Origin of the sequence: Martinezella multihospitum (genome assembly GCF_900094585.1) — a bacterium.
In the GTDB taxonomy this organism is placed as follows: domain Bacteria; phylum Pseudomonadota; class Alphaproteobacteria; order Rhizobiales; family Rhizobiaceae; genus Rhizobium; species Rhizobium multihospitium.
In genome coordinates this window covers 730731-745692 of sequence record NZ_FMAG01000003.1, presented here as the reverse complement: position 1 = coordinate 745692, position 14962 = coordinate 730731, and the positions used below count along the sequence as shown (strand labels likewise).

Sequence of the window (14962 nt, the reverse complement as noted above, 5' to 3'; positions counted from 1 at the left end):
GACCAAAAAAGAACCGCGCTTGTGGCGCGGCTAAGTCTAGGGAGGAAACACCCAAGGAGGGTATTTACAGTCAGAAGACTGTAGCTGGATACTGATATCGCATTGCACAAATGTCAAGCATTTTATTGCGATGCAAAATATTTAGGCAGATTTGGAAATCCTGCCTGATCCGCAGGCATTGCGCCCAGTGCGTCATCATCCGGTTTGCTTCACGGCTTATATGGGTTATGACATCGCCATCCCGTCACTTATCCGGATTTACCATGCTTCCCGATCGCTCGTTCTTCTATCGTCTGGCTGAAGCGGCCAAGGCCGAAACCCTGCCGCGCTTCCGCGCCGGCATCGATGTGATCAACAAGGAAGCCAAGGGCTTTGATCCCGTGACGGAAGGGGACCGCGCTGCCGAAGAGGCGATTCGCGCGCTGATCGAGGCCGAATTTCCCGATCATGGTATTCTCGGCGAGGAGCATGGCAATGTCGGGCTCGACCGCGAGCATGTCTGGGTGATCGATCCGATCGATGGCACGCGCGCCTTCATTTCGGGCGTTCCGGTCTGGGGAACGCTGATCGGCCTGCAGAAGAACGGCCGCGCCGTCATGGGCCTGATCGACCAGCCCTTCACCGGCGAGCGTTATTTCGCGGATGGCAATGGCGCCACCTACTCCGGTCCGGACGGCGAAAGGCGGCTGCAGGTCCGCGATTGCGGCAGCCTCTCGAATGCCATCCTCTTCACCACCTCACCGCATCTTTTCGTCGGTGGCGAGCTTGCCAAATATCGCGAGATCGAAAGCCAGGTGCGGCTCTTCCGATATGGCTGCGATTGCTATGCCTATGCGCTGCTGGCGGCCGGCCACATCGATCTCGTCATCGAGAATTCGCTGAAGCCCTATGATGTCGGCGGCATCATTCCGGTCATCGAACAGGCCGGCGGCATCATGACCACCTGGGATGGCGGCCGGCCGGAAATGGGCGGAACGATCATCGCAGCCGGTAGCCGCGCAGTTTACGAGCAGGCCCTGGCGGTTCTGTCTCGCTGAGCCGCTCAGGCCTCCGCCTCAATCTCATAGGCATTGGTTTCGGCGTCGCTGCCGGGAATGAAGGCGTGGATCGCGGCAAGCGCCTGATTGCGATAGACATCCCGTTCCTGCAGGATTTCATGCTTGGCGCCGTGAATCGGAACGAGTTGAGCGGCACGGAAATAGCGTGACAGCCGCTCCTGATCGGCATAGGGCACCACGCCGTCGCGCGTCGGCGCGATCAAGACGGTGGGGACCTGAATTGAAAACAGGTGTTCGGGTCTGTTGACCCGTTCGATCGCCCGCAGGGCTTGCGACAGCCAGCGTGCCGTCGGCGGTCCCAGGCAAAGCTGTGGATAGGTGGTGCCGATGCCGATGTTGCGGCGGTAGCGCTGTTCGTCCGTCGTCAACGGGTTTTCAGCAAATGGTCTTTCCTTGAACTTCTTGCTGAACTGCATTCGGCCCAGGCCGATGCCGCTGACCGTGCCGGACAGAAAGCGGATAAGGCCAGGGGAGGCGCCATGGCCGGTAAGGCCGATAAAGGGAGCCGACAGCACCATGCGCTCGATTCGGGTTGCAAGCCTCGGCGCGGCTGACAGCGCGATCAGCGCGCCCGTCGAATGGGCGAGGAGAAAGAAGGGCAGGCGCGTATCCGGCAGGACGATCTTGTCGAGGAAGGCGGTCAAATCGCGCTCATAATCGGAAAAGTGCCGGATGTGGCCGCGCAAGGGGTCCTTCAGCAGCCGCTCCGATCCGCCCTGGCCGCGCAGATCGAAGGTCGCGACCCAAAGGCCCTTGGCGTTAAGGTCGCGGATCGTCTCGAAATATTTCTCCATGAACTCGTTGCGGCCCTGCAGCAGAACAACGGTTCCCTTGGCAACCGGCTGCTCGCAGCGGAAGACGGCATAGCGCAGCTTGCGGCCGTCGAAGCTTTCGAAGAAGCCTTCGGTGCGGTTTTCCGGCACCGGATTATCTGCTGTGGAATAGAGGACCGAATCCATAATGGTGTCGCGCCTTGCTGACCAATGGCTCATCCCAAGGGGATAGCGCAGCCCCATGGAATTGCAACAGGTTTATGGCTTTTCTCCGAACGATGCGCGCAACGATCGACGCCATGAAGATCGTCCGCATCAGCTCTTCGGTGCCGCACCGCGCCGTTCCAGCGCGGTCTGGCGAATGATCTCGGCGATCTCGGGGCTGCTGCTCGACAGCATCTGGAAATCCGACGCATAGAGCGACAGCAGCGAGACTTCCGTTGCGGCGCTGACGGTTGCCGAGCGGGGCTCGCCGGTGATCAGCGCCATCTCGCCGAAGAAACTGCCGGAGCCGAGTTCCACCGGGTTCGGCGTGGCGACGCTGACGCGGCCCTCGACGATGAAATACATCTGGTCGCCGGCCTCGCCCTTGCGGCAGATGATGCCGCCGGCCGGCACGATACGGGGTCTCAGGGCTCGTACGATCTCTATGAGCGCGCCCGAGCCAAGCTTTTGAAACAGCGGGACTCCTGCAACCAGCTGCCAGTTGCGCACGAAATCCTGGCGACGAACCTCTTCGTAGAAGCCGGTGGCGAGGATGCCGGCCCATAAGGCGAAGATGCCGATCCCGCTCATCATGACCAGCCCGGCAAGGATGCGCCCGGCAAAACTTTGCGGAATCTCGTCGCCATAGCCCGTGGTCGACAGCGTAGTCACGGCCCACCACATTGCGAGGGGGATGCTGCCGAACTTGTCAGGCTGGACGTCGCGCTCGATGATATAAGCCGCAAGCGCTGCAGCGAATAGAACGATGCCGAAGATCGAGGTGACGCCGATCAGGTTGCGCGCTTCCTTGGTCAGGACCCTGCCCAGCAGCCGGAAGAAGGTCGAGCCGCGTAATGGCTTCAGGAGCCAGATAGCGCAATAGAGGCTCTGGTCGCGCCCGCGGACGAGAAGGAATGCGGCCAGCGGGACCAGAACGGCCAGTATGTCGACGGCGATTTCCGGTGCCCTGCCGCGAACGTCCTTCGCGCGGTGTATGACCAGCGTTTCGATCAATTGCAGAACATAGACGGCCCAGACGCCGACGAGCAGGGCTTCCAGGATGAGCCTGGTCTGTCCAGTTATATCAGGCGTCGTGAGTGCCGCCACGGTCAACAGACCGATTGCGGCGAGCAGCGCATTCAGCGATGCGGAAATCTTCGAGAAAGAGAGCGCCGACATTCAATACCCCGGGGTGGCAGCCACTCGGCTGAGAATAGGATGGCTTCGATCCAAACGTAAAGGGCTCGCAGGATATGCGCGGCGGCCAAGCGTTGTGTGTTATCGCTGCCCGACCTCAAGCGGAAGACCCTTGAAAGGCTTGATTTCCTTGAGCACGAAGGTCGTCTGCATTTCCTTGATGCGCGGCAGCTGGCGAACGACCGCCATGGCGAAATCCGCATAGCTGTCGAGATCGGTTGCGACCACTTGCAGCAGGAAGTCCGCGTCGCCGGCGATGCTGTAGCAGGCCACGACTTCGCTGAGCTTCAGGACGTCGCGCGAGAATTCCTCGGCCTCCGCCTCGCTGTGGCTGTCGATCTTCACCCTGATGAAGGCAAGAACGCCGAGACCGATCCGGCGTCTATCCAGGGTTGCGGCATAACCCTGGATCACGCCCGTTTCCTCCAGCTGGCGCACGCGCCGCCAGCATGGCGACGTCGAGAGCCCGACTTCGGAGGAAAGCGCCTGATTCGTCAGGCGCCCGTCCTTCTGGAGCGCCCCGAGGATCCGCAGATCGATGGGTTCAAGGGGTTCAGGCATATCATACCTCAATTCCAGCAAAATTTGGTAGACCCTACCATAATTGCGTTACTGGCTGCAATGAAAGGTAAGAACGCCCCGGATCTCGAAGATATTCTGCATGCATATAACCTCAACAGCAGCAGGTCTCCATGCTTCCCGATATTCGTTTAGCCATCGTCATCAATCCGGCATTGCCGCTCGGTCTGATCGCCAACACCGCCGGCGCCATCTCGATCGGCTTGGGCGCAAAGTTTCCCGCGCTCGCGGCCAGGCAATTGACCGACAGGGAGGAGCGTACCATCGACATCAGTTCGAACATGCCCGTTCCGATACTGCAGGCGGATGCGGAAACCATACGATCTCTGTTGCTGAAGACCTTGCCGGTAGAAAACGACCGCGCGATCGTTCCGTTTCCCGCCTTTGCCCGTTCGCTGCACGATTACAGGGAATACGAGGCGACGTTTCCGGGTCGCGATCTCGCCGGCGAGGTGATCGACGGCCTGGGGCTGGCTGGGCCTTCGAAATGGGTGAAATCGCTGACCGGCTCGCTGAAGCTTTTGCGGTAGGTTCGTCGCTAGGTCGCGCGGGGTAAGGGACGGTCTACGGTATCGGCGAGCTTGTCGTCCTCGTTCCATGCTGGTAACGGCTATGGCATGAAACTCCCTCAATCGCCCCGTGCAGTCGTGTTCGACATGGATGGACTGCTCTTCGACACCGAGTCGCTCTACATACGTTCGCTGATCACGGCGGCAGCGGCGTATGGCTATGAAATGACATGGGACTTGTACCGTCCCATGATCGGTTCGCCTTGGCATGTGAACCGTCATTCGCTGCTTCTCCTGTATGGCTCCTCTTTCCCGGTCGACGATGTGCGATCTCTCTGGCTCAAGCATTTCAGCGTCTTGGGCGAAACGGAGCTTGCTCTGAAGGCAGGGGTTTCGGAGTTGCTGGATCTTCTGGACGAACTCGATATTCCACGAGCGATAGCGACGTCCTCATTCCGTCAGAGCGTCGATCACCATCTTGAGGCCCACGGCCTGACGCATCGTTTCCATCACATTGTCGCGTATGGCGACTATGTGGAAAGCAAGCCTGCTCCGGATCCATTTTTGACGGCTGCGGCCCGGTTAGGTATCGAGCCATCTTCCTGTCTCGCTCTGGAAGATTCACATAACGGAATAAGATCCGCCTCCGGAGCCGGCATGATGACAATCATGGTGCCGGATCAGATGGAGCCCAATGAGGAAATCCTGAAACTTTGCCTGGGTTCGGCTTCCAGCCTGCATGAGGTACATCGGCTTATAGCTGTGGCGAATGGACGGCTTTCGATCTAGGCAATTAGTCTCTGTGGATTCCATCCAAAGCGATTCCGCACTGCTATCGCTCCAGCACTGCGAAAAAAGGCCGGCTTGCGGAGATAGAGAGATCCGCTTCGCCGGCCGAGCAAGGACTGAAGAAGAAGGGACGATACACTTCAGTCATCGGACGATGGTGTTCCGATGGTTTGGACGATAGGCCCGTCAGCCTGAACGGGTTCCGAACCACCCGTTCATCTACGGTTCACGCAGTGCTTTTTCTCAAAGCGGGTGCAGCAGCGCAGGGGGCTTGAACTCCGGAAAAGCGATCCCCATCTCAACTCTGCGGGTGCCAAACGGGCCTGCGAAACCGTCCCGAGGCCGCCAAGAGTGGGGTCATGGGACAGAATTGAAATCGCAATTGTCGCTCACAGGAGGACTCCATGCGTCACGTAGACTTCTCTCCCCTTTACCGTTCCACCGTCGGTTTCGACCGCCTTTTCACCATGCTCGACAGCCTTGGCCAGCCGGATCAGGCTCAGACCTATCCGCCCTACAACATCGAGCGTACGGGTGAAAACACCTACCGCATCACCATGGCCGTTGCCGGTTTCGATGAAAAGGAACTGAGCATCGAGGCTCACGCCCATGTCCTTCAGGTCAAGGGCGAAAAGAGCGAAGAGCCGGCTGAAACCAGCGAATATCTCTATCGCGGTATCGCCAAGCGCGCCTTCGAGCGCCGTTTCCAGCTTGCCGATCATGTCGAGGTCCAGGCTGCATCGCTGAAGAATGGTCTGCTGCACATCGATCTGCTGCGCAACATTCCGGAAGCCATGAAGCCCCGTCGCATCTCCATTGCGGCCGAGCCCGTGGAAGCTCCGAAGGCCATCGAGGCACACATAAACTAATACGGACTGACGGTCCTTGGCCGTCATGTCCAGGCTGGCGGTTTTAAGCCGTCACGCCTTTGATCCTCCCAAGATCAAAAAGAAGCGGCGTCCATTCGGACGCCGCTTTTGTTTTAACCCGATGTCGAAGGAACTCAGGCCGCGTTTGTCGCTTCGCCCGTTTTCGTTCCCGCCTGAGCCTTCGCAGCCTCGCGCCGCTTGGCGGCATCGGCATATTTCTGGGCAAGCACGGCGCAGGTCATCAGCTGGATTTGATGGAACAGCATGAGCGGCAGCACGATAGCGCCGATACCCTGGCCGGCGAAGATGACGTTGGCCATCGGCACGCCGCTCGCCAGCGACTTCTTCGAGCCGCAGAAGGTGATGGTGATTTCGTCTGCCTTCGAAAAGCCAAGGGCACGGCTGCCGAACATGGTGATGCAGAGCACCATCGCCAGAAGCACCATATTCGCGATGACGACTGTGACGATATCGAGCACGGAGAAGGTATGCCACAGACCCTCGACCACGGCCTCGCTGAAGGCGGAATAGACGACCATGAGGATCGAGCCGCGATCGACCGGCATCAGGATCTTTTTCTTCGAACGAATCCAATCGCCGATCCATGGCTGCAGCAGCTGGCCGGCGATGAAGGGGGCGAGCAGCTGCAGCATGATCTGCCACAGGACATCCCAGGAAAAGCCACCGCCCTGGCCGCCGACCGAAAACAGGATGCCGACGAGCAGCGGCGTCAGGAACATGCCAAAAATGTTGGAGGCCGATGCGGAGCAGATCGCGGCCGGCACATTGCCGCCGGCGATGGAGGTGAAGGCGATGGAGGACTGCACGGTCGAAGGCAGTACGCTCAAAAACAGCATGCCGGTATAGAGCGATACGGGCAGAATGCTGTTGGGGACGATATGGCCCATGGCCAGCACCAGCAGCGGGAAGATGCCGAAGGTCGTCAGCAGGATGACGAGATGCAGCCGCCAGTGCAGCATGCCGGCAATGACGACATCGCGCGAGAGGCGCGCGCCATGCAGGAAGAACAAAAGGCCGATGGCGAAGTTGGTGGCAATGCCGAAATAGTGAGCGCTCGCCCCCTGCACCGGAAAGAAGGATGCCGTCAGAACGGTGAGCACCAGCAGCATGGTGAAGGTGTCTGGAAGAAAGCGGCGCATCGTGCCTACCCCAATCGCATTTACAAGTCTTGATGATTATTCCTTGCAGATAGACCTATTGTGATCCACGATGCAAGGAATAACAGTTATCATAATATAGGATAAGCCTTGCTGGATCTCACGCAGTTGCGCAGCTTCGTCGCTGTCGAGCAGATGGGCAGTTTCACGCTAGCGGCGGAGCGGCTCGGTCTTGGGCAATCGACCGTCAGCCAGCATATACAGCGGCTGGAAGCCGAACTCGGGCGCAAGCTCTTGGCGCGGGATACGCATCGCGTGGTGCTGACCGGCGATGGCGAGGCCTTGCTCGGCCATGCACGTCAGATGCTGTCGATCGAAGGCGAGGTGCGGCAGCTTTTTGCCGGCAACAGCCTGCGCGGCAGTCTCCGACTCGGCGTTTCCGAAGATTTCGTCACCAGCCAGCTTCCCGATGTGCTGGAGGAGTTCGTGCGCTCGCATCCGTCCGTCGATCTCGAGCTGACGGTTGCGCTCAGTGGTGTGCTTTATGAAATGCAGGATAATGGCGATCTCGATCTCGTGCTTGCCAAGCGCCGGCTCGGTGACAGCAGGGGCAGGCTCGTCTATCGCGAGCCGCTGGTCTGGCTGGCCCGCGATCCGGATCGCATCCGCCGGCTTGCGGCACCGCTGCCCCTGATCGCCTTTCCCACGCCGAGCGTCACGCGCGCGGTGGCGCTGGAGGCACTCCGCCGGCAGCAGATGCCGTGGCGCATTGTCTGCACCTGCGGCAGCCTCAGCGGCCTGACGGCGGCGGCGCGCGCCGGCATGGGCGTCCTCGTACAGCCGAAGAGCACTGCGCCTACCGGATTGATGGAGATCGCGCCGGGCTGGCTGCCCATCCTCGAAGATGTGGAATTCGTGCTCGTGCCGCGCAAAGGCGCGGACCAGCTTTTGGTCAAGGCGCTCTCGGACGATATACTCGCGAAGGTCAGGGGGCCGCGACCAAGCTAACGACGAAATCGTTTATCAGATATCGTTAAAAGTCGTTTCCGATCATGTGGATGGGATCTGGATTTATTTTGCCGGCTGCTTTTATCTTCATCCCGTCATGCTCGATTTCAGGCGGAAGTCAGCTTGTTCTGCTATCTCCGGTGGCGGTGGGTGAATTGCGGGGGGATAGTCGTTCCGATGACATACGGTGCCATCTTCATTTCCGGACTTGTCGCCTGCGTCGTGGCAATGACGATGATCGTACATCATGCACCGGCGTCCGACCGCGACGATCTATCGAACTTCGCAATAATCGCCCATCGGAATCAAAACTGACCTCTTGCCGCTATTGCGAGCGCCGTCCGGTCTGGAAGCCGGCTCCGGCGCTCTTTTTTTCATGCAAGTCAGGCCAGGCAGGCAAGGAAGTTCGCGACATCGGCCTCGGTCGTCGCAAAGCTGGTGACGAGGCGGATCAGCGTTTCATCGCTGCCGACGAGATCCGGCTGCGATTCCGGAATCGGCCATTCGTAGAACTTCGCGCCTTTGTCTTCCGCAGCCTTGGTGGAGGATTTTGGGATGATCGCAAAAACCTCGTTCGAGGCTGTCGGCCAGGCGAGACGGGCGCCGCGGGTTTTTTCGAGGCCGGCACGCAGGCGATCGGCCATGCCGTTGGAGTGGCGGGCGAGATCGAGCCAGAGGCCGTCCTGAAAATAACCGTCGAACTGGGCGGCGATGAAGCGCGATTTGGAGAAGAGCTGGGCGGCGCGCTTGCGGATGAAATGCATCTCCTTTGCCTTCTCGGGATCGAAGAAGACGATTGCCTCGGCGCACCAGCAGCCATTCTTGGTGCCGCCGAAGGAGAGGATGTCGATGCCGCGCTTCCAGGTCATCTCGGCCGGAGTGGCGCCGAGCGCGACCAGGGCGTTGGCAAAACGCGCGCCATCCATATGCAACGGCAGGCCGTTCGCCTTGGTGATGGAGGCGATGGCGTCGATTTCGGCGAGCGAATAGACCGTGCCGATTTCCGTCGCCTGCGTGATCGTCACGGCGGCGGCGCGGCCATGGTGCACGGCATCCTGCGGGAAGCGGGCGATCTTGGTGGCAAGCGCCTTGGGATCGATCTTGCCGAGAGCGCCCTCGACGGTCGCAAGACGCGCGCCGCTGAAGAAGTCAGGGGCGCCGCATTCGTCTTCGGCGACATGCGCCTCGGTGTGGCAGAAGCTGATGCCGCCGGGCTTCTGGACGCTGGCAAGCGATAGCGAATTGGCGGCCGTACCCGTCGCGACGAAGAAGACCGCGACCTCGCGCTCGAAAATCTCGGAGAATTTGGCTTCGACACTCTGGTCGAGCTCGCTTGTGCCGTAGGCGGAGGCAAAACCGCTCGATGCGGCGAGCAGACGTTCGGCGACTTTGGAATGGGCGCCGGCCCAGTTGTCGGAAGCAAAGAACATGGAAATGCACCAGATGGAGGATTGAATTGCGGCTAGATTAGATAGGGTCGGCCGGACATTACGCCAATGCAAAAACCTATCAAGAGCATGAGTTTGAAGAATGCATCACAGAAATTGATTGACGCAATCAACAAATAAAATGATGCGCCGCAGCGAAACTTTATTGCTCTATTCCTGCAACAAAGGCAATCTTCCGTCTTTCGTTGACGAAATTTTGCCGTTTTGCTCTTGCGAAGGCTTAAGCTTTCTGGCATAGAGCTGATGAATTAGGACAGGGTTGCTGTCCTATTTTGGCCGCCGAGGCCGAAGATGTGCCCCCAGGGTCCTGACGATGTCGGGATTTCGAGCTATAGTTACCAGGAGCATGCCCTTTTTAGCCTATAAGGCGCGGGCAATGCGGCGGTGGAATAGCAGGCGCGGAACGCTGACGACGGGCTCCACTTCAAGGGGCTGCGGTTCGCGGCCGGATCTTCACAATGCAACAGCGCTGTCGCGCGTCGGCTTCGGAAACGGACCGCGCGGGACGAAGGAGCGCCCGCGACGCGGGCCTTACCGGAGGGAAGACCATGACGAACAGAAAGACGTTGACGAGTTTTGACCAGACCGCTGCAGTGAATGCTGCCGCGACGGCCAAGACGTCGAAACGCGCTGTTGGCATCCCGCCGAAACAGGGCCTCTACGATCCGCGCAACGAACATGACGCCTGTGGTGTCGGCTTCGTCGCGCATATGAAGGGCCAGAAGTCGCACCAGATCGTGCGCGACGGCCTGTTCATTCTCGAGAACCTGACGCATCGCGGTGCCGTCGGCGCCGATCCGCTGATGGGCGATGGTGCGGGCATTCTCGTGCAGATCCCCGACCGTTTCTTCCGCGAGGAAATGGCCAAGCAGGGCGTGATCCTGCCGAAGGCCGGCGAATATGGCGTCGGCCATTTCTTCCTGCCGCGCGACGAGGCGCTGATCGAGCACTTCAAGACGGCCATCAAGCAGGTCGTGGCCGAAGAAGGCCAGGTGCTGCTCGGCTTCCGCGATGTGCCGGTCGACAACTCCTCGCTGTCGAAGGCACCTGACATTGCCGCCACCGAGCCGCATCATGTGCAGGTCTTCATCGGCGCCGGCCGCGATGCCGGCACGAACGAGGAGTTCGAGCGCCGCCTCTTCACCCTGCGCAAGGTGATCTCCAACCGCATCTATGCGGAATATGAGGGCGAAGAGAGCAGCTTCTACCCCGTGTCGCTGTCGAGCTCGACCATCGTCTACAAGGGCATGTTCCTCGCCTACCAGGTAGGCGCCTATTATAAGGACTTGTCCGATCCGCGTTTTGAGACGGCGGTTGCGCTCGTGCACCAGCGTTTCTCGACCAACACCTTCCCGTCGTGGAAGCTTGCGCACCCGTACCGCATGGTCGCGCATAACGGCGAGATCAACACGCTGCGCGGCAACGTCAACTGGATGGCGGCTCGCCAGGCGTCCGTATCCTCGCCTCTCTTTGGTGACGATATCTCCAAGCTATGGCCGATTTCCTATGAAGGTCAGTCGGACACGGCCTGCTTCGATAACGCGCTCGAATTCCTCGTGCGCGGCGGCTATTCCATGGCGCATGCCATGATGATGCTCATCCCGGAGGCATGGGCCGGCAACCACTTGATGGCTGCCGAGCGCAAGGCATTCTACGAGTATCACGCAGCCCTGATGGAGCCGTGGGATGGCCCGGCCGCCGTTGCCTTCACCGACGGCAAGCAGATCGGCGCGACGCTCGACCGTAACGGCCTGCGTCCGGCCCGCTATCTCGTCACCAACGATGATCGCATCATCATGGCGTCCGAAGCCGGCGTTCTGCCGGTTGAGGAAGAGAAGATCATCCAGAAGTGGCGCCTGCAACCGGGCAAGATGCTGCTGATCGACATGGAGAAGGGCCGCATCATCTCCGATGACGAGGTGAAGTCGGAACTGTCGACCAAGCATCCCTATCGCAACTGGCTGAACCGCACGCAGCTGATCCTCGAAGACCTGAAGCCGGTGGAGCCGCGGGCGCTGCGTCGCGACGTGTCGCTGCTCGATCGCCAGCAGGCCTTCGGCTACACGACCGAAGACACCAAGCTGCTGATGTCGCCGATGGCGACGACGGGTCAGGAAGCCGTCGGCTCCATGGGCACGGACACGCCGATCTCGGCCATGTCCGACAAGGCGAAGCTGCTCTATACCTACTTCAAGCAGAACTTCGCGCAGGTGACGAACCCGCCGATCGACCCGATCCGCGAAGAACTCGTCATGAGCCTCGTGTCCTTCATCGGGCCGCGCCCGAACCTGCTCGACCATACCGGCATGGCCAACGCCAAGCGCCTGGAAGTGCGCCAGCCGATCCTAACCAACGGCGATCTCGAAAAGATCCGCTCGATCGGTCACACCGAGGATCGCTTCGACACCAAGACGCTCGACTTCACCTATGATGTCGAACGCGGCGCCGAAGGCATGCCGGAAATGCTCGACCGGCTCTGCGAGCGGGCGGAAGCGGCCGTTCGCGGCGGCTACAACATCATCGTGCTCTCCGATCGTCAGATCGGGCCGGACCGCATCGCCATCCCGGCGCTGCTCGCGACCGCTGCCGTTCATCACCACCTGATCCGCAAGGGCCTGCGTACCTCGGTCGGTATCGTCGTCGAAACCGGCGAGCCGCGCGAAGTGCATCACTTCTGCCTGCTGGCCGGCTACGGCGCCGAAGCCATCAACCCCTATCTCGCCTTCGACACGCTGCTCGACATGCATCAGCGCGGCGAATTCCCGAAGGAAGTGGACGCGACTGAAGTCGTCTACCGCTACATCAAGGCGGTCGGCAAGGGCATCCTCAAGGTCATGTCGAAGATGGGTATTTCGACCTATCAGTCCTATTGCGGCGCGCAGATCTTCGACGCTGTGGGCTTGCAGCAGGAGCTGGTCGACCAGTACTTCTTCGGCACGGCGACGATGATCGAAGGCATCGGCCTCGAGACGATCGCCGAGGAAACCGTTGCCCGTCACAAGTCCGCTTTCGGCCGCGATCCGCTGCTCGCAAGCACGCTCGACATCGGCGGCGAATATGCCTACCGCATGCGCGGCGAGAGCCATGCTTGGACGCCGGATGCGGTGGCAGCGCTTCAGCATGCCGTCCGTGGCAATGCCGAGGACCGCTATCGCGAATTCTCCGAAATGGTCAACGATTCAGCGCTCCGGATGAACACCATCCGTGGCCTCTTCAAGATCAAGGGTGCGGAAGCGCTCGGCCGCAAGCCGATCTCGATCGACGAGGTCGAGCCGGCTGCCGATATCGTCAAGCGCTTCTCGACGGGCGCCATGTCCTTCGGCTCGATCAGCCGCGAGGCGCATACGACGCTGGCGATCGCCATGAACCGCATCGGCGGCAAGTCGAACACTGGCGAAGGCGGCGAGGAATCCGACCGCTACATGCCGCTTTTCGACGGTTCGCCGAACCCGGAACGCTCCGCCATCAAGCAGATCGCCTCCGGCCGTTTCGGCGTGACGACCGAATATCTGGTCAATGCGGACGTGCTGCAGATCAAGGTCGCGCAGGGCGCCAAGCCTGGCGAAGGCGGCCAGCTGCCCGGTCACAAGGTCGATGCCACGGTTGCCAAAACTAGGCATTCGACGCCGGGCGTCGGCCTCATCTCGCCGCCGCCGCATCATGACATCTATTCGATCGAAGATCTGGCACAGCTGATCTACGACCTGAAGAACGTCAACCCGACCTCGGATGTGTCGGTCAAGCTCGTCTCGGAAGTCGGCGTCGGCACGGTTGCCGCCGGCGTCGCCAAGGCGCGCGCCGACCACATCACTGTCTCGGGCTATGATGGCGGCACCGGCGCTTCGCCGCTGACCTCGCTGAAGCATGCAGGTTCGCCCTGGGAAATCGGTCTTGCCGAGACCCAGCAGACGCTGGTGCTGAACGGGCTGCGCTCGCGCATCGCCCTGCAGGTCGACGGCGGTCTGAAGACCGGCCGCGACGTCATCATCGGCGCGCTGCTCGGTGCCGACGAATTCGGCTTTGCGACCGCGCCGCTGATCGCGGCCGGCTGCATCATGATGCGCAAGTGCCATCTCAACACCTGTCCGGTTGGCGTCGCCACCCAGGACCCGGTCCTGCGCAAGCGCTTCAAGGGTGCGCCGGAGCACGTCATCAACTACTTCTTCTTCGTCGCCGAGGAAGTGCGCGAGATTCTTGCTTCGCTCGGCGTTGCCAAGCTGGACGAGATCATCGGCGCTTCCGAGCTTCTGGAAAAGGACGACATGCTCGCCCACTGGAAGGCGAGGGGCCTCGACTTCAGCCGTATCTTCCACAAGGTCGATGCGCCGAAGGAAGAGACCTACTGGACGACGGTGCAGAAGCATCCGATCGACGACATTCTCGACCGCAAGCTGATCGAGAAGGCGGAGCCTGCGCTCTCTTCCAAGACGCCTGTCGCTTTCGAGGTCGATATCAAGAACGTCGACCGTTCCGCCGGCGCCATGCTGTCGGGCGCGGTTGCCAAGCGCTATGGCCATCGCGGCCTGAAGGACGACACGATCAGCGTCACCCTGAAGGGTACGGCCGGCCAGTCCTTCGGCGCCTTCCTGGCGCGCGGCGTGACCTTCAACCTCGTCGGCGACGGCAACGACTATGTCGGCAAGGGCCTTTCGGGCGGCCGCATCATCATCCGTCCACCGGAGAACTCGAAGATCGTCGCCGAAAACTCGATCATCGTCGGTAACACCGTGCTCTACGGCGCGACCGAGGGCGAGTGCTACTTCCGCGGTGTCGCGGGTGAGCGCTTTGCGGTCAGAAACTCCGGTGCGATCGCCGTCGTCGAAGGCGTTGGCGACCATGGCTGCGAGTACATGACCGGCGGGGTCGTCGTCGTGCTCGGCGAAACCGGCCGCAACTTTGCAGCCGGCATGTCGGGCGGCGTGGCCTATGTTCTCGACGAGCAGGGCGATTTCGCCCGTCGCTGCAACATGGCGATGGTCGAACTGGAACCCGTTCCTGAAGAGGACGAACTGCTGGAGAAGCTGCATCATCACGGCGGCGACATCATGCACAAGGGACGCGTCGACGTCTCCGACGACATGACGCGCCACGATGAGGAGCGTCTCTTCCAGCTGATTTCGAACCACGTCCACTACACGGGCTCGACGCGAGCCAAGGAGATCCTCGATCGCTGGGCCGACTATCGCCCGAAATTCCGCAAGGTCATGCCGGTCGAATACCGCCGCGCCCTTGAGGAAATGGAGCGCAGCCGGATGAGCGTGGCGGCGGAGTAATCCGCCCCGGCTCAAAAGCCAGTCGAGGATTTCGCCTCGCACAGCGATCGCCGAAACGGCGATCGCGACTGTCGAATAGCGGAATCGGATTTGAATTAAAGTGCCGGACAGGGAAACCGAGATGACCCTCAGGCACG

At 60.6% G+C, this 14962-nt stretch carries 11 protein-coding genes; 6 read left to right on the top strand and 5 right to left on the bottom strand.

Annotated elements, in window-relative coordinates; translation table 11 throughout:
• The first annotated feature begins 263 nt into the window (after positions 1–263).
• Complete coding sequence (gene hisN, locus GA0061103_RS15235; RefSeq protein WP_092712456.1) at positions 264–1037, top strand: histidinol-phosphatase; 774 nt, start codon at positions 264–266, stop codon at positions 1035–1037.
• Positions 1038–1042: 5 nt separating this feature from the next.
• Here hisN and GA0061103_RS15230 read toward each other — a convergent pair whose 3' ends face one another.
• The 3 genes from GA0061103_RS15230 to GA0061103_RS15220 form a co-directional block, all read right to left on the bottom strand.
• The gene (locus GA0061103_RS15230) at positions 1043–2017 is read right to left on the bottom strand and encodes an alpha/beta fold hydrolase (protein WP_092712454.1); all 975 of its coding nucleotides are present in this window, start codon (positions 2015–2017) and stop codon (positions 1043–1045) included.
• 129 nt (positions 2018–2146) lie between these two features.
• Positions 2147–3214 carry a cyclic nucleotide-gated ion channel gene (locus tag GA0061103_RS15225; RefSeq protein ID WP_092712452.1) on the bottom strand — a complete coding sequence of 356 codons (1068 nt, stop codon included), beginning with the start codon at positions 3212–3214 and terminating at the stop codon, positions 2147–2149.
• A 99-nt stretch (positions 3215–3313) separates the two neighbouring features.
• Positions 3314–3793 (bottom strand): Lrp/AsnC family transcriptional regulator, encoded by a 480-nt coding sequence (locus GA0061103_RS15220; RefSeq protein WP_092712450.1) that lies wholly within the window; start codon positions 3791–3793, stop codon positions 3314–3316.
• 131 nt (positions 3794–3924) lie between these two features.
• On the opposite strand from GA0061103_RS15220, the gene GA0061103_RS15215 reads away from it, so the two are divergent.
• The 3 genes from GA0061103_RS15215 (at position 3925) to GA0061103_RS15205 (ending at position 5978) form a co-directional block, all read left to right on the top strand.
• Positions 3925–4341: a DUF2000 domain-containing protein gene (locus tag GA0061103_RS15215; RefSeq protein WP_092712448.1), complete on the top strand. Its 417-nt coding sequence runs from the start codon at positions 3925–3927 to the stop codon at positions 4339–4341.
• A gap of 117 nt (positions 4342–4458) precedes the next feature.
• The gene (locus tag GA0061103_RS15210; RefSeq protein WP_342587974.1) at positions 4459–5109 is read left to right on the top strand and encodes an HAD family hydrolase; all 651 of its coding nucleotides are present in this window, start codon (positions 4459–4461) and stop codon (positions 5107–5109) included.
• A gap of 404 nt (positions 5110–5513) precedes the next feature.
• The gene (locus tag GA0061103_RS15205) at positions 5514–5978 is read left to right on the top strand and encodes an Hsp20 family protein (RefSeq protein ID WP_004117542.1); all 465 of its coding nucleotides are present in this window, start codon (positions 5514–5516) and stop codon (positions 5976–5978) included.
• 134 nt (positions 5979–6112) lie between these two features.
• On the opposite strand, the gene GA0061103_RS15200 is transcribed toward GA0061103_RS15205, so the two are convergent.
• A complete protein-coding gene (locus GA0061103_RS15200) occupies positions 6113–7138 on the bottom strand; it encodes a bile acid:sodium symporter family protein (protein ID WP_092712445.1) in 1026 nt (341 codons plus the stop codon).
• A gap of 108 nt (positions 7139–7246) precedes the next feature.
• Between GA0061103_RS15200 and GA0061103_RS15195 the strand changes: the two genes are divergently transcribed.
• A complete protein-coding gene (locus GA0061103_RS15195) occupies positions 7247–8104 on the top strand; it encodes a LysR family transcriptional regulator (RefSeq protein WP_092712443.1) in 858 nt (285 codons plus the stop codon).
• 383 nt (positions 8105–8487) lie between these two features.
• On the opposite strand, the gene GA0061103_RS15190 is transcribed toward GA0061103_RS15195, so the two are convergent.
• Positions 8488–9534, bottom strand: coding sequence for a threonine aldolase family protein (locus GA0061103_RS15190; RefSeq protein ID WP_092712441.1), 1047 nt, complete (start codon positions 9532–9534; stop codon positions 8488–8490).
• A 566-nt stretch (positions 9535–10100) separates the two neighbouring features.
• Here GA0061103_RS15190 and gltB point away from each other — a divergent pair.
• Positions 10101–14825, top strand: a complete 4725-nt coding sequence (gene gltB, locus GA0061103_RS15185; RefSeq protein ID WP_092712439.1) for a glutamate synthase large subunit — start codon at positions 10101–10103, stop codon at positions 14823–14825.
• Positions 14826–14962 lie beyond the last annotated feature (137 nt).